The organism is Candidatus Cloacimonas sp., from assembly GCA_039680785.1.
In the GTDB taxonomy this organism is placed as follows: Bacteria; Cloacimonadota; Cloacimonadia; order Cloacimonadales; family Cloacimonadaceae; genus Cloacimonas.
On record JBDKSF010000099.1, the window covers coordinates 12,761 to 34,223 of the forward strand.

At 39.5% G+C, this 21,463-nt stretch carries 18 protein-coding genes, 1 tRNA gene and 1 other RNA gene; 11 read left to right on the top strand and 9 right to left on the bottom strand.

Annotated elements, in window-relative coordinates; translation table 11 throughout:
- The first annotated feature begins 32 nt into the window (after positions 1–32).
- From ABFC98_07285 to ABFC98_07310, 6 genes are all read left to right on the top strand, one after another.
- Positions 33–266, top strand: coding sequence for an acyl carrier protein (locus tag ABFC98_07285; GenBank protein ID MEN6445830.1), 234 nt, complete (start codon positions 33–35; stop codon positions 264–266).
- Between the two features lie 164 nt (positions 267–430).
- Positions 431–1,672, top strand: a complete 1,242-nt coding sequence (gene fabF, locus ABFC98_07290; GenBank protein ID MEN6445831.1) for a beta-ketoacyl-ACP synthase II — start codon at positions 431–433, stop codon at positions 1,670–1,672.
- Between the two features lie 34 nt (positions 1,673–1,706).
- The gene (rnc, locus tag ABFC98_07295; protein ID MEN6445832.1) at positions 1,707–2,474 is read left to right on the top strand and encodes a ribonuclease III; all 768 of its coding nucleotides are present in this window, start codon (positions 1,707–1,709) and stop codon (positions 2,472–2,474) included.
- A 425-nt stretch (positions 2,475–2,899) separates the two neighbouring features.
- Entirely contained in the window at positions 2,900–4,402 is a 1,503-nt protein-coding gene (locus tag ABFC98_07300) for a hypothetical protein (GenBank protein MEN6445833.1), read from the top strand.
- A gap of 1 nt (position 4,403) precedes the next feature.
- Positions 4,404–5,654 carry a DUF5723 family protein gene (locus ABFC98_07305; protein ID MEN6445834.1) on the top strand — a complete coding sequence of 417 codons (1,251 nt, stop codon included), beginning with the start codon at positions 4,404–4,406 and terminating at the stop codon, positions 5,652–5,654.
- Positions 5,654–7,651 carry a hypothetical protein gene (locus tag ABFC98_07310; GenBank protein MEN6445835.1) on the top strand — a complete coding sequence of 666 codons (1,998 nt, stop codon included), beginning with the start codon at positions 5,654–5,656 and terminating at the stop codon, positions 7,649–7,651. The genes ABFC98_07305 and ABFC98_07310 overlap by 1 nt, the downstream gene beginning before the upstream one ends.
- 194 nt (positions 7,652–7,845) lie before the next feature.
- Here the strand turns inward: ABFC98_07310 and ABFC98_07315 are convergent, their stop codons facing one another.
- The 4 genes from ABFC98_07315 to ABFC98_07330 form a co-directional block, all read right to left on the bottom strand.
- Entirely contained in the window at positions 7,846–8,019 is a 174-nt protein-coding gene (locus ABFC98_07315) for a zinc-ribbon domain-containing protein (protein MEN6445836.1), read from the bottom strand.
- A 141-nt stretch (positions 8,020–8,160) separates the two neighbouring features.
- Entirely contained in the window at positions 8,161–9,435 is a 1,275-nt protein-coding gene (locus tag ABFC98_07320) for a metallopeptidase TldD-related protein (protein MEN6445837.1), read from the bottom strand.
- Entirely contained in the window at positions 9,432–10,874 is a 1,443-nt protein-coding gene (locus ABFC98_07325) for a TldD/PmbA family protein (protein ID MEN6445838.1), read from the bottom strand. Before ABFC98_07325 ends, ABFC98_07320 begins: the two co-directional genes overlap by 4 nt.
- Positions 10,875–10,888: 14 nt before the next feature.
- Positions 10,889–11,179: a hypothetical protein gene (locus ABFC98_07330; GenBank protein ID MEN6445839.1), complete on the bottom strand. Its 291-nt coding sequence runs from the start codon at positions 11,177–11,179 to the stop codon at positions 10,889–10,891.
- Between the two features lie 514 nt (positions 11,180–11,693).
- On the opposite strand from ABFC98_07330, the gene ABFC98_07335 reads away from it, so the two are divergent.
- Both ABFC98_07335 and ABFC98_07340 read left to right on the top strand, forming a co-directional pair.
- Complete coding sequence (locus tag ABFC98_07335) at positions 11,694–13,028, top strand: DUF4139 domain-containing protein (GenBank protein MEN6445840.1); 1,335 nt, start codon at positions 11,694–11,696, stop codon at positions 13,026–13,028.
- Positions 13,029–13,046: 18 nt separating this feature from the next.
- A complete protein-coding gene (locus ABFC98_07340) occupies positions 13,047–13,487 on the top strand; it encodes an Hsp20/alpha crystallin family protein (protein MEN6445841.1) in 441 nt (146 codons plus the stop codon).
- A gap of 934 nt (positions 13,488–14,421) precedes the next feature.
- Here ABFC98_07340 and ABFC98_07345 read toward each other — a convergent pair.
- The 5 genes from ABFC98_07345 to ABFC98_07365 all read right to left on the bottom strand — a co-directional run bounded on the left by ABFC98_07345 (position 14,422) and on the right by ABFC98_07365 (position 19,225).
- Positions 14,422–14,952, bottom strand: a complete 531-nt coding sequence (locus tag ABFC98_07345; protein ID MEN6445842.1) for a DUF4411 family protein — start codon at positions 14,950–14,952, stop codon at positions 14,422–14,424.
- Complete coding sequence (locus tag ABFC98_07350; protein MEN6445843.1) at positions 14,949–16,106, bottom strand: ImmA/IrrE family metallo-endopeptidase; 1,158 nt, start codon at positions 16,104–16,106, stop codon at positions 14,949–14,951. Before ABFC98_07350 ends, ABFC98_07345 begins: the two co-directional genes overlap by 4 nt.
- 891 nt (positions 16,107–16,997) lie before the next feature.
- On the bottom strand, positions 16,998–18,143 hold the full coding sequence (gene dxr / locus ABFC98_07355) for a 1-deoxy-D-xylulose-5-phosphate reductoisomerase (GenBank protein MEN6445844.1): 1,146 nt from the start codon (positions 18,141–18,143) through the stop codon (positions 16,998–17,000).
- On the bottom strand, positions 18,137–19,081 hold the full coding sequence (locus ABFC98_07360) for a hypothetical protein (protein MEN6445845.1): 945 nt from the start codon (positions 19,079–19,081) through the stop codon (positions 18,137–18,139). Before ABFC98_07360 ends, dxr begins: the two co-directional genes overlap by 7 nt.
- 68 nt (positions 19,082–19,149) lie before the next feature.
- Positions 19,150–19,225, bottom strand: a tRNA-Ile gene (locus ABFC98_07365).
- 245 nt (positions 19,226–19,470) lie between these two features.
- Between ABFC98_07365 and nadC the strand changes: the two genes are divergently transcribed.
- The 3 genes from nadC (at position 19,471) to rnpB (ending at position 21,444) form a co-directional block, all read left to right on the top strand.
- Positions 19,471–20,292, top strand: coding sequence for a carboxylating nicotinate-nucleotide diphosphorylase (gene nadC, locus ABFC98_07370; protein MEN6445846.1), 822 nt, complete (start codon positions 19,471–19,473; stop codon positions 20,290–20,292).
- A gap of 3 nt (positions 20,293–20,295) precedes the next feature.
- A complete protein-coding gene (locus tag ABFC98_07375) occupies positions 20,296–21,027 on the top strand; it encodes a C4-type zinc ribbon domain-containing protein (protein MEN6445847.1) in 732 nt (243 codons plus the stop codon).
- Between the two features lie 55 nt (positions 21,028–21,082).
- Positions 21,083–21,444: RNase P RNA component class A (gene rnpB, locus ABFC98_07380), an RNA gene on the top strand.
- Positions 21,445–21,463 lie beyond the last annotated feature (19 nt).

A 21,463-nucleotide genomic window follows, 5' to 3' on the forward strand; every position in this document is an offset into this window, starting at 1 on the left:
TAAACAGAACTTCAATAACAATAGGAGGAATAATGGATATTGAAGAAAAAGTGAAAAAGATCGTAATGGATAAACTGGGAGTGGAAGAATCCCAGGTAGTTCCTTCCGCCAATTTCATTGATGACCTGCGAGCTGATTCTCTGGATACAGTTGAGCTCGTTATGGCTTTTGAAACAGAATTCGGTCTCAGTATTCCGGAAGAAGATCAGGATAAACTGAAGACCGTTGGCCAAGCTATTGACTATCTGAAGGAAAAACTGGAGTAAAAAATACCCATTCTCCTGTTGTGGAGCAATCCTGATCAGTTAAATTGGATCAGGATTGTATCCACCCTTTCTAAGATTATTATTATACCTTGATAAAAGGTAGAGATAGAATTGTATGAATGATCCATTTAACATATCAACTATAAATTAGCAATGAGGTTTATATGTCCAAGAGAAGAGTTGTTATAACTGGTATGGGTGCCATCACCCCTGTTGGCAATAATGTTTCCCAAACCTGGCAGTCACTGATTGACGGTGTTTCTGGAGTGGAATTGATTACCAGATTTGATTCCAGTAACTTATCGGTTAAGATAGCTGCCGAAGTGAAGAATTATGATCCCGAAGAGCATTTTGACCATAAAGAGATCAAAAAGCTGGATTTATATGCTCAATATGCAATGATAGCCGCCAGAGAAGCAATTGCGGATGCAGGTTTAATTCCTGGTTCATTTGATCCGGATAGAACAGGGGTTATTACCGGTGCAGGTATTGGCGGAATAATGACTTTTGAAGAAGAATGCATAAAGAATTACACTCAAGGTCCGCGTAGAATAAGCCCTTTCTTTATTCCCAAAATGATTGGTAACATTGCGGCTGCTCATATCAGCATAGAACATAATTTTAAGGGCATAAATTTTAATATTGTAAGTGCCTGTGCCAGTGCCAATCATGCTTTGGGAACTGCGCTCAGAGCTATTCAATATGGAGATGCGGACATTATTATTAGCGGGGGAGCTGAAGCAGCTGTAACTCCTTTGGCGATGGGTGGATTTTCAGCAATGCGAGCCCTTTCCACTCATAATGAAGAGCCCCATGTAGCATCCCGTCCATTTGATGCTGAGCGCGATGGTTTTATTATGAGCGAAGGAGCCGCTCTGCTTGTTTTGGAAGAACTTGAACATGCATTGGCAAGAGGAGCAAAAATTTATGCGGAATTAGTTGGCTATGGCGCTTCAGAAGATGCGTATCATATTACAGCTCCCACAGAAAACGGTGAAGGCAGTGCCAGAGCGATGTTAATGGCCATAAAAGATGCCGGCATTAACCCTGAAGACATTGATTATATCAATGCGCATGGAACTTCCACGCCTTTAAACGACAAAGGTGAAACTCAATCCATCAAAACCGTCTTTGGTGATTATGCCTACAAAGTGAAGATTAATTCCACCAAAAGTATGGTTGGGCATATGTTAGGTGCCGCGGCAGGAATTGAAGCCATCGTTTGCATTAAGACAATCCAAACGGGTATCATCCACCCTACCATAAATTTGATGCATCCTGATCCTGAATGTAATCTGGATTACACTCCCAATAAAGCAGTTAATCATAAAGTGAATATAGCCCTTTCCAATTCGCTCGGTTTTGGAGGTCATAATTCTGCAATTATAATTAGAAGTTATAATTAGCCAAACGGGGTGGGTGATTGTGAGAGAGAAAAGGATGAAATCAATCATATCACTGATTGTGGATTATGTTAACAGTAAAAAAATAACTGAACAGTATCCAAAATGGGAAAAATCCCTTTCTCAGCTGCAAAAGAAAATTAATTATACATTTCATGACCCCACTTTATTGAAAGCTGCCTTAACGCATAAGTCCTATTTGCATCGTCATCTGGATGAACATAAAACACCCTCTCCCTTTGAACGCATGGAATTTTTAGGCGATTCCATTCTTGGATTCATTGTCAGCAAAGAACTGTTTACCCAAAATCCGGACGAACAGGAAGGCAAGCTTTCCAAGTTGAAATCAAAAATCGTTTCTGAGACATATCTAACTTTAAAAGCCAATGCCATCGATTTGGGTAAATATCTCCTTTTAAGTCCAGAAGAGCAACAAGCCGGAGGCGCATCCAAATCTTCCATTCTTTCAGATACTATGGAAGCTTTGATTTGTGCCATATATTTGGATAATGGAATAACCGCCGCCGGCAAATTCATTCATCGCTTCATCTTGGAAAATTATCAGGAGATTGTTAACCGAGATGAGCTAATTAACTATAAAAGTATTTTGCAAGAATATATGCAAAGCAGAAATCAGGAACCACCCACTTATGTAACCGTAGCGGAACAAGGTCCTGAACACAAAAAGGTCTTTGTAGTGGAAGTGCGTTGGGGAACTAAGCTTTTAGGAGTCGGTAAAGGAACTACCAAGAAAAATGCTCATCAGGAAGCAGCCCGGATGGCTTGTCAAAAAATGGGCATATAACCGGGAGAAGAAGAATTTCCCTATAGTTTGAATTTCCCCAGCCAAAGGAGCTTTTGGGAGCGCTGATTCTGCATTATATATAAGCGGAGCGTTTTAAAAAAGCGTAGCATATTTGTTTGGATACTAAAACATCCTTATCGCCTTCCTATCATCAAGTTATAAAGTTACCATATTTCAATTGCAGCGATAAGGTGTTTGAGAGAAGTTTGATAAGGACATTTTGCCTTCCCAGAACGGTTATGGGGAAAAAACTTGCCAAAGGGTAACAATCGCTTATCATATCTATAGAAATTATAAAGCAGAAATGGCAAAACGGCTTGATTTTTGCTTTAAGAAAGAGTATATTATTTGGCAGACAGAGATATTTTTCTATCCATCTGGCAAAAAGACATAAGGAAAAGACATAATAAGCAAAGGATATTGATATGAAGAAGTTTTACCTCATTCTCATCACCGCTTTAATTCTCCTAAGTGCCTGTGAAGTTAAAAAACCCACGCTTCCAAGCTGGGTTGTTGACTTGAAGGTTCCGCTCATCAATGAACTATTTTATGTATCCGATTTGGTGGATTCAGTAAACATTGTTTTAGGCGAAAATGATGTATTAACGGTAACTGCCAATGGTGAAGCAACCACTAACGAATTTGGTAATTTACCTTTTAACCCCAATGTTAATGTCCCCGGCATTCCCATTTTTGGTTCCAGTTATGCTTTTGATGTCCCCTTCTTTGATCAAACGGGAACATTGGAAATTGCTTATGCAGAAATTGCCGAAGGTATTTTTGAAAGCCGCTTACGAGATATTGATCCTGGAGTTCAGCAAATAGCAATTGTATTCTCCGATATTTATTATCCGGATGGCCAAAATCTGACCATCTATTCCGATAACTCCGGAAACTGGAATTCCACCAATCTGCAAGGAATGCATTTGGGCTTGGCAAATTCCACTGAAATTATTTCGCAGCTTCATATCTCCCTTCAGGTTACTCCTTCAATGCCAGCGGGAATGCAGGTGGCAACTTTGGATTTTAAAGCGGATTCAATGATCAGTTTAGGGAAATTCAAAGGTCGCTTGCATAATTATCCTGTCTCTTTAGAGGACTCAGATTCTTTTCTGAACATTGATTATCCTTATGGGTTAAATAATGCGATCAATCTGCAGGAGGCATCGCTGCAACTTACTTTGCAGAATTATATTGGGTTTGGGGCAACCTTTTCTGGGCAGCTGAAAGCCATTAACGCAGAGGGTGAAAGCTGCGTTATTGATATTTTGGATGAAAACGGAGAAGAGTTCCAAATAGACCCTGCCACCGAAGATGGACCTATAGTTATGACTATGCTTTTATCGGATAATATCCAAGAACTTTTGCAAATTATGCCTACCTCCATTCAGGTTATCGGAGGAGAGTTTTTGATAGACAGCGGCGATAACGTAGGCAGCGTGAAACCAACTGATAATATGCATTTAGATTATCTAATTAGAGCGCCGCTTACTTTTACTTTGCATAATTATGAGATTGTTATAAACGAAGAGCAGGAATTCCTTATCCCTGAAGATAATCGAGAAGCTATCAGGGATAATGCAAGGAGCGCTTCCTTAAATCTGGATATTCAAAATACTCTTCCCATTGGAGCAACTGCTAAGTTATATTTCAGCAATACTCCCAATATCGATATCCATAATCCCGATACTTATTCTATTATGAAAGAAGCCACCATTCACAGCGGTGATCAGGTTCCCGGTTTTCAGAATGTGGGGCTGGAAATAGATAAAGCAGAGCTAAATGTATTTACGGCAGAGCAGGTATATATGCGTTGGTCTTTTAGTTTTGAAGAGACAGGAGCGCCTGTAAGCATTTATGCCAGCAGTGGGGATTATATTCATATCAAAGGAATGCTTTCTGCCAATATTATGATTGAGGGGGACTAAAATGCGAAAATATAGTTTGATCCTGCTTTTCTGCCTGCTTGCTTTGACTGCTCTAAATGGTTTTAACACAGGTAAATCTATCTTTTTTGCTGATAGCTATATGCTCCGTGCGAAAGGAATAGAAGCCGCTTACTGGAATCCTGCCAATATCAAACCGGAGAAAGGAATAGATTTTTGGATTCCTCTGGCAAATTTGGGTTTGTGTGTAAATAACAACGCTTTGGATTTGGATACTTATAACTATGTGGTAAGTAAAGATGTATTGGAGGAAGCGGATAAGGAGAAGATTCTAAATAAAATAGATGGTTCTCTGCGTTCTTTGGTAGAAGGCAATGTCAGCATCCTGGGTTTTGCCTTTGATAATATTGTCCTTTCCAGTTCCTTACATATAACCGGCAAACTGAATCTTTCGGAACGATATCTGGATTTGCTTCTTTATGGTAATAGTGACTCTTTGTATGTATTTGATAAAAGCACTACGGATATGAATGTATTAAGCTATGTTGATCTTACTTTTGGGATGGGAAATTATACGCTTCCTTTTCTGCCAGAATCCGTTCCTGATATTCGTGCCGGTTTTTCACTAAGTGCGTTAGTAGGAGTAGGAAATGCGAAAATGGATGAATTTTATGGCTATTTCAATACCTCAATGGAAGGAGTGGATTTACAGCAGGATATTTCTCTAAAAACAGGCATTGGTGGTTTTGGGCAAAAAGCGATGCTCGGATTGGCAAGTGATGTTACTCCCAATTTGGAAGTGGGTTTCACGCTGGATAATCTTTTCGGTAAAATTACCTGGCCCCTTACCGCCGAAGAAAGAAATATCCACATTACCGCCAATGATGTTTATGTAGCCAATATCGATGATGAATTCTACGACGCGTCAACTGAAACGGTAGATATTGATTCCTATTCTACGGAACTTCCTTTGGAGATGCGTTTAAGTGCGCTTTATACATATAAGAAGGCAAATTTTTCCGTGGATTATTTACAGGGTATGAAAAGTTCCATCACGAATAGCAATATTGGGCGTCTTTCCCTTGCGGCACAGGTTTCGCCCGTTAAAGTTTTACCTCTCGGCATTGGCATTGGATTTGGAAATAAGAATTACCCTTGGCGCATAAGTTACTCTATTGGCCTCCATACAAATACCGGTGAAATTGGCTTAGGAGTGCAAAGTTACAAACAGCTTATTCCAGGTTATAAATCCAAAGGACTGGCTATCGGAAGCTATATCAGGGTCAGTATTTAATGCTGAAATACATTCTAATCGTCCTATTTTCTCTGTTAATTTCCGGATATATGAATTATCAGACCAATCCGGAGATAGCAAAAAAGCGGAGAGGCGTATTATTCCTCCTCAGATTTATCTCTCTCTCGCTATTGCTGATGCTTTTGCTTAGCCCGATACTATATTACACGCAGCATAAAAATATCTCACCTCGAATTCTGGTGCTGGAAGATAATTCTAAAAGTATGGAATTAAAGCATAATTCCGTTACCAAAGCACAGCACTTGAAGCCATTGATGCAAAACATAGAGAATAAGTTCTCCGACAGCAAATATGAGGTCATCCACAAGACCTTCGCCAATGGCTTAGAAGGTGATGCCAACACTACTTTGCTTGCTCCTACCTTAAAAGAACTGAGCAAGCAAAAAAATTTGCAAAATCTGGAAGGAATAGTTCTGGCTTCCGATGGATGGTTGCGAGATGAATCCTTAAGCTCTGTTCAACAATTAGGATGTCCATTTTATGTTTTGGCAGATAGCACTGTGAATCCCACTCCGGATATTGCCATTGCCAATGTGCGTTATAATCGCTATGCTTACAGAAATGAACCCAATACAATTAGGGCAGAGATTTCTGCGCAAAATTACAGTGGTAATGCAGAAATCCGTTTTAGTTTGGCAGATAAAATCATCTCCCGGCAAAAAGTAAAGCTGGAAAACGGCGTTACTACCAGTATAGATTTTACGCATCGCTTCAATAGCATCGGTTTTTTCCCTTGGAAAGTAGAAGTTCTTCCTCTGCAAGGTGAAAGCCAAATTAATAACAACATTTTTCCGGGGGCTATGGAAGTGCTATCGGAAAAACAGCGAATAGTGCTCATTTCCGATAAACCTGCCTGGGATAATAAATTTACTTTGGATGCCATTGCCACAAATGCGCGCTGGACGGCAGAAAGTTATCTGAACAGAAATGGGCATCTTTTTAGCGGTGAGACCTTAGTAAATAAACTGGATACCAATAACTTGGCTGCCATCATTATCATCAATAACGGTATGCTTAACCTAAATACGGCAACGGCTGCTTTTATCCATAATGCCTTTATGAAAGGAATTGGAATTCTTTACCAGGGCTTTCCGGTAAGCGAATTGGCAGATATTTTGCCTATTCAAAAATCCAATATTACCGCTACTTACCAAGGTTTTTTGGTTCCTACTCCTGCCGCAGCCAATTATCCTATGATCAACAGCTTAACCTTAAACGCCAAAGAAATTCCCCCCTTGGATTATTATTATGTAACCGCCAGCCCGGGAACTGAGATTTTAGCGACCATCAATAATCCGCAAAATTCGCCTGCCATCGTTGTGCAAACGATAGGAACAGCTCATTCAATCGCCTTTGCCACCTTAAACCTTTGGCGTTGGCAAATGCAAAGTGGCGAAGAGGGCTATACAAAACTCATCAGCAATTGTTTAACTTGGCTTAGTAATAAAAGCACGGGTGCCTATACCGCCATTTATAACAATAGCTATTTTCAGGGAGAGGAAATCAGGATCCGTTTGCGCAATGAAAATGAGATTCGGCAAAGTCGTCTCAATGCAAATCCGCAAATTCGCATTATGGATAAAGATAAAAAAGAGGTCTTTTCCGATTTTCTCAAACGCGAAAAAGATGATTATATCATTAATCTGCAACTTTCAGAACCGGGAACTTATAGCTTTGAAATAGCGGATAAAGAAAGTGGGAACAGCACCAAAGGCAAATTTATGGTCTCCGATACCTCCATTGAAACCAGGGATTATGGCTATAACCTATCACTGCTTTCTTGGTTGGCAAATGAAACGGGGGGAAAACTGCTGTTCAATACAAACCTTGAATCCTTCCACCCTGTGCCTGCAAAAACTATCGCACAAATCTCCCGCAAAGAAATTCCCCTCTATAAAAGATGGTATGTTATCGCTCTCTTCATTTTTACTTTTTGTTTGGAACTATTTTTCAGAAGAAGATGGGGATTGCTATAACCTTCAAAGGGAAAAAAGATAGCAAGAGTTTGAAGCAATAAATTGAATCTGGGCAGCTTAAGGATTTCTTTATTGGCTGAATTCTCTTTTCTCAAAAATCTGTGCAATCTGCGTGAAATCTATTTTTATCTGGAAAAGGCATACAAAAACGCCACCGCAGATTAGCAGTGGCGTTAACAGATTAATAAACTTTCTTAGTTAGATTGTCTGCGTCTGTTGCGGTTAAACTGTGCCTTTTTTGCTTTACGGCAATCAGGGCAGCGTTTGGGCTCGTTTTGAAGGCCTTTTTCCTTATAGAATTCTTGTTCACCTTCGGTGAAGACAAATTCTTTGGAGCAGTCCTGGCAAATAAGTGTTCTGTCTGGCATTTGGTATCTCCTTTTATTAACGGGATAGAACATTCTGGTCCAAAGGCACTCCCGAAACAAAAGGAACTGGCTTAGGGTGAATGTTGAATCGCATTTGAAACACTCTTTTTTAATTTTGTATTTTCTGTCAAATCATTTCTTTCAAAAAGATGTTTTATCCACAAAATTAAAGTTATCTATCAACATAGCCGGAAGCATTGAAGTCGGCAATGCAAGCTCACTTTTGCCTGTGGAAATAATTCTACACGTGGCATCGTGAGGGATTTCATTAAAGCGTAAATTGTTTACTGCATACTTAATTTTACCATCTTCAAAATACCAAACTCCATCCCGCGTTGTTCCGGTAAATTCACCTGCTTTTACATCCACGCTACGAATATACCAAAAAGTGTTTACAATTAGCCCGCGCGGAACCATTTTCATCATTTCTTCTTCCGTGTATCCCTCGCCCGGAATATACATATTATATGCGTTGCTGGGTTTGCTGTTTATTTTTTTTGCCCAGTAGCGGCTGACCGGAAGATTTTTTAACACACCCTTTTCCACCCAGGGAATTTCTTCGGAGATAATACCATCGGAAGAATAGGGCAAAGCTAAAAGTTTTGGCTGTTGCATAGTTGAAAACCAGCTGAATTTTTCCCCGAAAAAGGGTTTACCTATTTTATCCGTAAAGGGTGTAAAGCCCTCGTCTGACTGGCGGCGGTCCATCATCCAACCCATAAACCACAATAATTCTTGTAAAGCAACGGGACGCAAAATAACGGCTATTTTTTGTGGTTCAAACTCTTGTTTAACGGCAAGGGTAGTTGCCTGATGTTGCAATTTTTCCCAAAGGTCATTTAGCTTAAAATCGGCGAATTTTTTGGCCTCATACGAAACCTTTGTTTCCACTTCTTCTTTTTTTAGGGTCATAGAATGGCCAAAATCGCTATATTCATATTCACCGGCAAAACCATTTTTCGTAAATAGGCAATTCGAATTTATATGTTTTTCCGTTAAGCCGGAAACGGTTGCTCCGAATTTTTTGGCTTCATTGATGCTATTTTGCACAATATCCACCAATTGTTTTGGCTGCAGAGCTCTGGTTTCAGGATCGCAATTAACGACTGCCGGGATATTCTTTTTCCCTTCCGAAGGGACGAATTCCGGATCTACCGGTGCCAATTTTGCAATGTCTTCAGCTGTTTTCAGCAAATATGCCAAACTTTCTTCATCATCCTGATTAATTGAGCAGCTACCTTTTTTGCCATCGAAAGAAACGCTTAAAGATATTTCTTTCGTGGCGCCGGCAATGTGTTGAGTAATGCAATTTTGGGCAAAACGCGTTTCGTGGCTGTCATCCTCAAAAATATTTAGGGACCAATCATCCGCTTGGCAGTTTGTTTGGATATATTTTACTATTTTTTCGCTATTCATTGTGAACCTCCTACCCGGATATTGCGAAATCTTGCAGGCGCAGAACCATGGGTCATTCTGGCAGTTTGAGGTGGTTGACCTTTTCCACAATTTACCACTCCGAAAGGACGCCAAAATCTTTCATCACAGATAGCGTCGCAGCTATTCCAAAATTCTGGATTATAGGACTTGTAGATTACTTTTTTTAAGGGACGCAGCAGTTTTCCGTTCTTTATCTCCCAAAAGAAATCACCGCCAAACTGGAAGTTAATTCTATGATGATCGATAGAATAACTACCTCTCCCTTGAATATAGACCCCGTCTTCCGTATCGGCAATAAGCTCGCCCGGAGTTAAGGGTTTGGTTCCAGGCAGCATATATAAATTGGGAATCCGATTTATGGGCTGATTAAAATAGTAAGTGGCACGATTACAGCCACGGGAAGCATCTAAACCAATTTCCAAAGCTGTGTCTCTTGTGCTGCCATATTCTTTCAAAATACCATCTTTAATAATATACCATTTCTGTCCAGGAACACCATCATCGTCAAAACCGAGAGTGGCAAGACCACCCTCCAAAGTGTTATCTCCCACAAAATTAACCAGCTCACTGGCGTATCTATAGTTGTTCAATTTTTCCGGAGTGGCAAAAGAAACACCGGCATAATCAGCTTCCCAACCCAAAACTCTATCCAATTCGGTAGCGTGGCCAACACTTTCATGCATCGTCAAACCCAGATGATTGGGATCAAGAATTAAAGTTCGGCGCTGTTCTTCACCCAAGGTATCGGCTTTAACTTTGATTAGCGCTTCTTCGGCAGTTTGTTTGGCTATATTAATTAAATCCAGTTCCAAAATCCATTCCCAACCAATCGCCTTTCCACCTTCATCAAAAGTGCGGCTTTGGCTGTCATTTTCCGTAACGGCAATAGCCGTAATCATCGGATTGATAAACTGAGTGGAAAGGTCTAACTTTGTTCCTAAAGTATTGGCAAAAAGTTTTTCATCCTTATGCATTATCAATAAAGAACGGGCTTGCTTGATTCCTTCGTAAGCAAGCATTGTTCTGTTCACTTCCATCAACAGGTCTATCTTTTCCGTTAGTGGCACTTTAAAAGGATCGATTTTCACGGGTGTCTGATAAGTGGCAAGATAACTGCGTTCCGGAGCTAAACGCAATTTTTTGTCTTTATTCACTTCCGCAGAAAGAATTGCGGTTTCGTATGCCTTTTTTACCGTGGCTAAAACCGCCTCATCACTAAAAACATTGCTATGCGCAAAACCCCAGGCGCCATTTTTAAAAACCCGGATGCCATATCCTTGTTGCACATCATTACTGGTATGTTTTAGGGATAGGTTTTGCAGATATATCACCTGATCAAATGTTTTCTGAATGCGGATATCGGCATATTCAGCTCCCAGTGCTTCTGCCGCATTCATTGCCAGATCGAGATACTTCATACTTACTCCTTTAGTTATAACTCATTTATTATCTTTAAATACCACCCTGTCATCTGACCGAAATAAAATCCGGAAAGCACAATCAAGGCAGCCATCAAAATTAATATCGCTATCGCAAAAGTTCGCCTGCTTGGATTACCTTTTTTATCCAAAGACCAGATAATCAGCATTATAATATTGACCACTGGAAGACAAATTAAAATCAAAACTAACAGCCAATCACCAATCTTCATGGGAGGAGCCAAGGGCTCATCATCAAGACGATTACTTCCTGAAATATAAGGGGATTCATAATATTTAGCCATATTTGTCACCTGCTTTTTTAGTTTTGTCATCCCTATATATATGGACACTGTTTTCGCTTATTTAATAACCTACTAATTTCGTCAAGTTTTATCGTCGGGGGGTCGGGGGGTCGAGAGGTCGGGAGGTCGGGGGGTCAAGAAGTCGGGAGGTCAAGGGGTCAAGGGGTCGGGAGGGGACAAAGTAAAACACGGGGATAGTTTTAGGTACCGGCGGACGCCGTTCCGCCGAAAAAAGTGGAAAAGTGGAAGGGTGGAAAAGTGGAAAAGTGGAAAAGTGAAAAGGTGAAACCCAGTGATAATTTTGGGTGTAATTCTATTTTGGGTTAGAAGGGTAGATATGGCTTTTTTAGTACCCGGCGGACGCCGTTCCGCCGCCCAGCATTTTGTAAACAACGCTTCCCAACTAAATTCCCGCCAAATTTTTCACCTTTTCCCTTGACATCATAGGTAAAAGGATTAGTTTGTATTATAAGGTTGGAACATAAAAAAATTCGTCATTTTAAAAGGAGATACAATGAAAAACATACTCATCACTATAACCCTTTTGCTGTTCCTCATTCCGCTTTGTGCGGAAGATTGGCTAACGATATACAATAACGATCTATCTTTAGTCCGTTCGAGTTTTAATTTGGAACTGAAAGAAAACAGACAAGATATCAATTTTAACGATATAACCAGCAGAATAGACCCCACCTCCGTAATTGTCAGCGGCGGAGGAATTCGCATAGCGGAGCAGAATTACGAATACGATTTAGCCGACAAAGGGCAAATTATGTCTAAATATCTGGATAGAGAAGTTGTGGTTATAACCAAAGACCAATCCAAATTAACCGGCACGCTCAAATTTTACAACCAAGGTAGCATTGGCATCCTTGAAAAAACGACCAATCGCTTACTCGTTATTGCAGAAGGTGAAACCCAATGGATTCAGCTGGCAGAACTACCGGAAAATTTTTACACCAAACCAACCCTGCACTGGAGCATCATTGCTCCCAAAAAAGCCAAATACCCTGTTCAGATGACTTATTTAACGGGTGGCTTTAGCTGGAATGTAACATACAACACGGTTTGGGACGAAAAGACCTTACAATTTAATTCCTGGGTTACCATCAACAACACTTCCGGCAAAGCATTCAACAATGTAAATTTGAAGCTTATCGCGGGTGATGTGAATCGTGTTTATGCTGCTTATTATGGAAAAAGAAGGGACTTGATAAATTATGATGAAGCCACGGCTGCAGGATCCGCAGCTCCTTCTTTTGAAGAAAAGGCCTTTCACGATTTTCATATGTATTCCTTGGATCAAAAAATCTCCTTTGCCAATAACCAAACCAAACAGCTGGAATTGTATCCACCCAAAAACATTAAAGCATACGCCGAATATGAATATATTACTTATGGCAGCGGCGTGAACAGTATGATCAAGTTCAAAAATACCAAAGAAAACGGTGCCGGAATACCACTTCCCCAAGGCATTATCAGGGTATATAAACAAGATACCGACGGCAATCAGGAATTTATCGGCGAAGACAGCATCAAACACACTTCCAAAAATGAAGAGGTCTCCATCAACACCGGAACTGCTTTTGACTTGGTTGCCTCCACTCGTGTGAAAGAACAGACACAAATTTCCAAAAAAGTTTCCGAACGCCTTATCCAAATCACCTTAAGGAATAATTCGGAAGCTAAAAAAACCATCAAAGTAACTCACCAGCTCTCCTCCAATACCAGCATTGTGGAAGCAGATTATAAATACACTAAAGATGATAACGATAAAGTCACTTTCAGCTTTGATATCGCTCCCGATAAAGAAGTGGTGTGGACATTTAGAGAACGCAGCGAGTATTAAAACAAACGGAGTTTTATTATGCGCGAAAGAATTTTTTCCAACATCGTAGGAATCCAAAGGGAAATGCTTAAACTGATCGGTGAGGTATCTGCCTTAACTGACAGCCCGTTGGCTATTGAAGACGCCATAGATGATGTTTGGCACCCCAAATGCGATGTCTTTCAAACCGATTCCAGCTGGGTAGTCATTGCCGAATTGGCTGGCATGGAAAAAGAAGAAATCAACATCTCCATTTCTCCGGAATACATTAGAATCAGCGGAACCAGAAGCTTTCCTAATTGCAATTCTATCCTCTGCTACTATAATATGGAAATTGAAACGGGCAGATTTGACCGCAAAATTTACTTTCCCGAAATCAGCATCGATAAGGAGAATCCCAAAATCAGCTACATCAACGGTATTTTGAGAATCGCTTTTAACCTGGCGCCAGTGGTGGAAAGAATCATCCCCGTTCAGTAACTGCATATCTTCTTGCCCCTCACTGCCTTACTGCTGGTTACCTGCTTTTTCCTCTTACGCCTCTCCTCTTCCTCCCGTCCTCAACTCATCGTTAAGGAGGAGAGGAGGAGGTGTGGATGAGGACAAAACGATGAGTGGCTTGCAAGGGGGGGCTCGTTTGCTTTTGACTCTAAACCGATCCTTTCGTTCAGGCCTCGTTTGCTTTTGACTCTAAACCGATCCTTTTTGTATTGAAACGAGATTTGTATAGCAACAGTATTTTTTTCCTTTGCCTTTTACTATCAAAGCTGAAGCATCTCTCGTTTGCTTTTGACTCTAAACCGATTCTTTCGAACACTGAAACGAGATTTACAGAGCAACAGTATATTTTTTTCCTTTGCCTTATACTATCAAAGCTGAAGCATCTCTCGTTTGCTTTTGACTTTAAACCGATCCTTTCGAACACTGAAACGAGATTTACAAAGCAACAAAATATTTTGTTCCCTGCCTTTTACTGTTAAAGCTGAAGCTCGGTTTAGAGTTAAAAACAAACTTCTTTTTCCAATGGTAGATGCTTTTTTGTTCTTATTTTACAGCAAAAGTCGTTCTTGCTTTAACTCTCAATTTTGAAGTTGGGAGAATGTTTATAATGCGGTTGCCAGAAACATAATGAGTGGAAACTGCTAATTGGGCTGTCAGTGGCAAAATTGAAAGTCAAAACAAGCATTGTGTTACAGAGAAGTCGTTCTTATTTTAACTCTCAATTTTGAAGTTGGTAAAATAGCTACAATGCAGTTGTCAGAAAAATAATGAGTGGAAACTGATAGTTGGGCTGGCAGGGGCAAAATTGAAAGTCAAAACAAGCATCGTGTTACTTGGTAAAAAATCAGTGTTGTCTTTAATATCAAATCTATTTATTTATGAAGTAAAGCTCAGAATTTTCTCTCAACTTGTTTCAATTTAGAATAATGCCCAAATTGCGTAACATTTGAAAAGTGTTTACATAATGCACATCAAATTCCTTACATACATTTGGAATAGGAATTTTCTTTTTAGTATTGCTATATATTTCATCCGTAACCAGGGTTTTATTATAAGCTTTCGCATAAGCAATAACCCAACAATCGGCTTTTTTATAATCAGCAAATTTATATTTCACTGCCGGGCCGTAATAATCATTATTAAGAGCCCAAATAATCATTTTGCTATATTCTTGTAGAACTTCCTCTGTTTTTGTAGTCATAAAATATGGTTGGAATTGTTCCGTAGCCCAAATTGCTAAATCATCAGGTTCATTGGGATTTTTAAGGTCATAACCATCATTTATTTCATCTTGAACTTTGTCTATACTAATTATTTCTCCCTGTTTAGCATACTTAAGCAGTGCTGCCCAAAATCCTGGAGCAATATCAAAAGAGTAATATCTTTTATGTGCTTCTATAAAAACATCGGCATCTAAAACATAAACTGGCCTTTCAATTGTCATATATTTTCCAAAACCCTATCAACATAATTATCAAAGGTCTTTCTATTAAGTCCCGTAAGTTGATAAGCATCAGTATATAGTAAAACGCCCTCATTTAGAGCTTGTACTACATATTGGAGAAAATGCTTGCTTACTCTTACACTTTGGGTTTGGTAATAATCTCCACCACCTTTATCTTTGGTCTTTTCTTTCTGTCTTTCAAAAGATTTGTTATAAACTGTGAAGAACTGCTCTTTATTTATTCTTTTGCAATCCAACAATCTACGGGCTATAACAATTTCGCTTACTTTAAATTCCCTGCTTAACCTGCTTATTAAAGTAAATATATCCGGTGAAGGTATATCTTTTATCTTTTCTTTCAGTATCTTGGCAGGGACTAAAAACTCAGCAGCCACTTTATCACAAAATACTTCTTTAGCGTTTTGGGCAGGTTGCATTCCTCTTAAATCAAAAGCGGCACTTTCTCCAATCCATAAATGAGCTAATTCATGAGCTATGGTAAACATCTGTGCTGCTTTACAATCGGCATTATTTACAAATATTAAAGGTGCATAGTTATCTACTAACACAAAACCTCTAAATTCATTAACATTTAGCGGGCGATGGGTATTATTTTTAACAATTCCGTTTGCCACAAAAAATATTCTTGCTTGTTCAACTTTTTCTCTTAAAGATAGTAAAGCATCGTTCCAGGTAGTAAATTTTTTTGCCCATTCATCATTTATTTTAAGCTCGTTCCTAATTTTATCAGCCGTTTGAACAGGGTCATCATTTAAAGTGCAAGAGCTTATAAAAGGTAATGGTTCATAATGACTCTCTATTAGATATTCTTTCAACCAAATCTGTCTGCGTTGCATTTCATATAAGGTGTCAATGAACTCAGTGCTGAATTGACTATTTTGAGTTTCATTTTTAGTCCGGAATAAGGGAATGGGAATTCGTTCTAAAGGAGGATTTTCCAAAAAGAAATAACCAAAAGGAATATGTAAAGTGTTGGATAAATCTTCCAGCTGCTTTAAAGTAGGTCTATCTTGTTTTGCTATCCATAGATTAATTTTGGGAAGCTTTTTTTCCAATTTTTCCCTTGGGATACCTGATCTGAGAATACCCCACTCTAAGATAGCTGGATTAATAGAAACTTTGAGCGTATTCATTTTAACATATCCTTTCTTATCAATATAATCGACTCTAATTCTATATTAATCATCCTTATGTTTATGTCAAATACATTTTTTCCTAAATCAATATCTCTGTATTCATGAACTAAAGTTTGATGACTCTATGTTCTCGTTTGCTTTTGACTCTAAACCGATCCTTTTTGTATTGAAACGAGATTTGTGAGGCAACAAGATATGTAGTTCCCTGCCTTTTTCTGTTAAAGCTGAAGCTCGGTTTAGAGTTAAAAACAAACTTCTTTTTCCATTGGTAGATGCTTTTTTGTTCTTATTTTACAGCAAAAGTCGTTCTTATTTTAACTCTCAATTTTGAAGTTGGGAGAATGTTTAAAATGCGGTTGTCAGAAAAATAATGAGAGGAAACTGATAGTTGGGCTGTCAGTGGCAAAATTGAAAGTCAAAACAAGCATTGTGTTACAGAGAAGTCGTTCTTGCTTTAACTCTCAATTTTGAAGTTAGTAAAATAGCTATAATGCGGTTGGCAGAAAAATAATGAGAGGAAACTGGTAATTGGGCTGGCAGTGGCAAAATTGAAAGTCAAAACAAGCATTGTGTTACAGAGAAGTCGTTCTTATTTTAACTCTCAATTTTGAAGTTGGGAAAATGTTTATAATGCGGTTGGCAGAAACATAATGAGTGGAAACTGGTAATTGGGCTGGCAGGGGCAAAATTGAAAGTCAAAACAAGCATTGTGTTACAACAGAAGTCGTTCTTGCTTTAACTCTCAATTTTGAAGTTGGGAGAATGTCTAAAATGCGGTTGCCAGAAAAATAATGAGAGGAAACTGGCAATTGGGTTGGCAGTGGCAAAATTGAAAGTCAAAACAAGCATTGTGTTACCGCAAAAGGATCTTGTTATTTTGTCGTCTGACTATTTTATTTGTTGCAGCACTTTTTGATAGGTCTGCTGGTTAATCTCCATAATGGTTTCCAGCTCGGGTTCAGAAATTTGTGCTTGGTCATCCAGCGCTTTTTTTACAAGCTCGCACATCTTTAAATAAGGTATCTTATTTTGCAGAAAAAGAAAAGATGCCGCTTCCACCGCAGAATTGATAACGGTGGGGTAAATTCCTCCGGTTTTGGCTACTTCCAACCCTAAATAAAATAAAGGATAGCGTTGTGGATCAATTTCTTTAAAAGTTAAAGGCGCAAGAGAGGTTAAATCCGTTTGCACAAGTTGCGATTGAACTCTTTGGGGCCAGGAAAGGGCATATAAAATTGGTAGTTTCATATCCGGATTGCTTATTTGAGCTAAAAAAGAGCCATCAATAAATTCCACCAGCGAATGGATAAGGGATTGAGGATGAATCACCGCTTGGATATTAGAATAGGGCTGATTAAACAGCCAATGCGTTTCCATAACTTCCAAGGCCTTATTAAACATAGTTGCCGAATCCAGTGTAACTTTGGCTCCCATTGTCCAATTGGGATTTTTCAGCGCTTGCTGAGGAGTGATTTTAGCAAAATCCTCCAAAGGCAGGTCACGAAAAATACCTCCGGAGGCAGTAAGATGCAGTTGCCGAATTTCGTGGGCGGGATGTTTTCCGATTGCTTGAAAAAGTGCGCTAAGTTCGCTATCCACAGGTAAAATTGGTTTATCAGAAAGCATTTTGGTTAAAATGTGCCCACCCATAACGAGGGATTCTTTATTTGCCAAAGCTAAGTATTTGTGGCGTTTTAAGATGGCAAAACTATAACGCAATCCTGCCGAACCGGCTATGGCATTTAACGCAATTTCATAATTTTCATTAGCCAATGCTTTAATGAGTTCGTTTTCGCCAAAGTATATTTTAAACGCTGAATTTTCTGTTTTCAGTTTTGATTGAAGTACCGGGTCTTCAATTCCCGTAAAGATAAGACAGGGAATCTTGTGTTTTTGGGCAAGATTTAGCAATAATGGATAATTTTTATGGGCAGAAGCCAGAACGATAGGAATATTTTGTTCTTCCGCAACAGCCAAAGTGGAGGTTCCGATGGAACCCGTCGCCCCTAAAAGAGCGATTGACTTTTTTACCATTGATACGAAGCGGAAATTCTTTGAGAATAGCCCAAATCGTCTTCCGCACCGTTACGAAAGGCATAATTTAAGCCCAATTGTTTATAAGCTAAACTAATTCCAGCCGTGAAACAATCAATGTCGTAACCGGCAAGCAAACGCAAATTGGAAATTGGTTGAATGGCAATGCCAGCATGAAAATCGGCGCTCATATCTCCCGTTTCGATAGTTGCTTCTCTATTTTCCATTAAAATTTCACTGCGTAGGGAAAGATGAACCGGAATTTTGGCAACTGGAGAAAAATTATAGCCCATTTCCAGATCCAGATTGGGAATCACGGTTTCGTGCTCGCCTCCTTCCCAAAGAACTTGAGTGCTGAAAAAATCACGCAGATTAACCCCTAAGCGAGCTTTTTGATTGATCTGCCAAAGCATTCCAATATCCGCTCCAAAAGCATATCCGCTATTTTCAGCCAAAGATCTGTAAGCCACCTTGGGAGAAAGCCCTAAATACAATTTACTGTTAACCTGCCTTGCCAAACCCGCATAAAGAATGAAATCCTCGTTGCTGATGGTTTTCCAAACAAACGGACGATTATCGTTACCTAAACTGTCATTAGGATTTTCCAGCTGTGTAAGCTTAATTTTATCGATGCTTAAATGATTGAGATTAAAAGAGGTCTTGGTAGAGGAACCGATGATTAAACCCAGCTGATTTTGAGCCATTAAGCCCTCAAAATGTTCACAACGCATAAGTTCAATTCCGTTATCGGAAATCAGACCTAAAAGAGCAGGATTCCACCAACCGGCGGAAAAACTATCCTCATAAGTAAGCCCGGTAGAGCCCATGGCGGAAGAAAGAACGCCGGGACTAATGGCAAAAATCTCTCCCGCATATTTTGTGGCAGCAAGTGGTAAAGCTATCAGCAACAAACAGATAGCCAGAACTTGGAGTTTCATTGAACTTCCTCTCTTGTGTTATTCCTGCCTGCGCAGGAACTTGAAATTATAAAAAACGGGAGAAAAAATGGTGGGCCCAGAGGGACTCGAACCCCCGACCAACCGGTTATGAGCCGGTAGCTCTACCAACTGAGCTATAGGCCCCCAGAAATTTCATAATAAAGCAAAAAATCTTTATGCCCCAATTTCGTCAAGGCAAAAAAAACGGGAGCGGTTTATATTTTGTCTTGACAGATGGAAAGATTGCCAAAAAATGTCTCTTAATCGTAAGGAAGAATATTATATGTGTTATCAAAACAAGAAGTTATATGAATTAAACATAAATGAAGAAATAGTCGTCGAAAAGCATTTGCCCCTCGCAAATGCTTTTTTTTTACCTGGGAGGAAGGGTGTTTTTAGATGAAATAATCAGAAAAAGCTTGGAAGAAGATATAGGGACGGGCGATATAACTACCCGCTATCTGGATTTGGAACCTCAAACCTCTCTTGCCTATATTATTGCTAAAGCACCGGGAATTTTAGCCGGCGTGGATATAGCAAGACAAGTTTTCAAGATGGTGGATGCCGATCTTAAAATTACTTTATACAGTAAAGACGGAGATAAAGTAGTTCCTCAGGAAGAAATTATGCGCTTGGAAGGCAGACCTTCTTCCATTTTACAAGGAGAAAGAACTGCCCTAAATTTTATGCAGCGACTTTCCGGAATTGCCACTAAAACGGCTGAATATGTTGCTCTTCTGGAAGGAACGGAAGTGAAACTTTTAGATACCCGAAAAACAACTCCCCTGCTGCGTTCTCTGGAAAAATATGCCGTTCGGGTTGGGGGTGGCTATAATCATCGTTTTGGGTTATTTGATATGGTATTGATCAAAGAAAATCATATTCGCGCTTGCGGATCGATAACGGAATCGGTAAAGCGCATTCGGAAACATAACATCAGCTACAAAATTGAAGTGGAAGTTACTAATATGAAAGAAGTTGATGAAGCGGCAAAAATTGGCGTGGATAGAGTTATGCTGGATAATATGACTCCCGAACAAATAAGAAAAGCCGTCAAAAAATATAAAGAAGTATTGGAATTTGAGGTCTCGGGCGGAATTACGGAAGATAATATCCGTACTTATGCCGAAACGGGAGTTCAGTTTATTTCTTCCGGAGCCCTCACACATTCATATAAATCACTGGATCTAAGTATGTTATTTAAGGAGTAAGCAATGGAAGAAGAATTAAGAACACTTGCCAAAATGCAAATCCTGGACGATCAAATCGGACGCTATCGGGTTTTGCAAAAAGAACTGCCCAAAGAATTAAACGAAATTATAGAAAGCGTAGAACAAGCAACTGCCAACCTGCTTGCCATCGAAACCGAACATGCCGAACTAAACAAAAAACAGCGCGCCTTGGAATTGGATATTAAACAGATGCAGGAACAAAGCAAGAAATATGCCGCCCAACTTTCGGAAATTAAAAATAACAAGGAATATAAGGCATTAAACAGCGAAATCACCTATATTAAAGAGAAAATTTCCAATATTGAATCTACCCTGCTGGAATTGATGGAAAAGGAAAACGAAATTAAAGAAAAAGTAGCCGCTGCCAAAAATGAATTGCAAAAAGCCGAAACTCGCCAAAAAGAAAAAGAAAGCGATTTGAGAGAACAAATTGCCTCCCTGGAAACCAAAATTGAAGAAATTCGCAATCAAAGAAATGAACTGGCACGCACTTTACCCGTTCCAATCGTTAAACATTACGGAAATATGATAAAACATAAAAACAATCAGGCAGTCGCTTATAATCGTGATGGCTCTTGCGGTGCCTGCGGTTTTGTGATTCGTCAACAAATGCGCATTGAATTGCAATTGCGAAAAAAGATTATCTATTGCGAAAATTGCGGACGCATTTTGATGAATCATTTTGAAGAAAACGCTGACAATGTATCCATCTAATCCCGCAAAGTGAAGTTCAATTTGCTTTGAGGGCATTTTGAATTATATTTTAAAAAGGGAAGATTAGATGTTCGCTGCACATTCAATGCAGAGGAAAGTCCGGACACCAAAGGGCAGAATACTTCCTAACGGGAAGCTGTAGTAATACAGAGATAGCTCCACAGAAAATAAACCGCCCTTCAGTTTTTCTGAATCGGCAAGGGTGAAATGGCGGTGTAAGAGACCACCGGTATCTTTGGTGACAAAGATAGCCAGGAATGCCTTATTCGGTGCAATGCCAAATAGAAAAGCTATGATGTTGCCCGCATCGCTTTCGGGTAGGCAGCTTAAGGTGTTTTGTAAAAAACATCTCAGATGGATGAACATCACTTTCGGGAAACCGAAAGCACAGAATCCGGCTTATAATCTTCCCCAATTGTTTCTAATGGTGACCTGG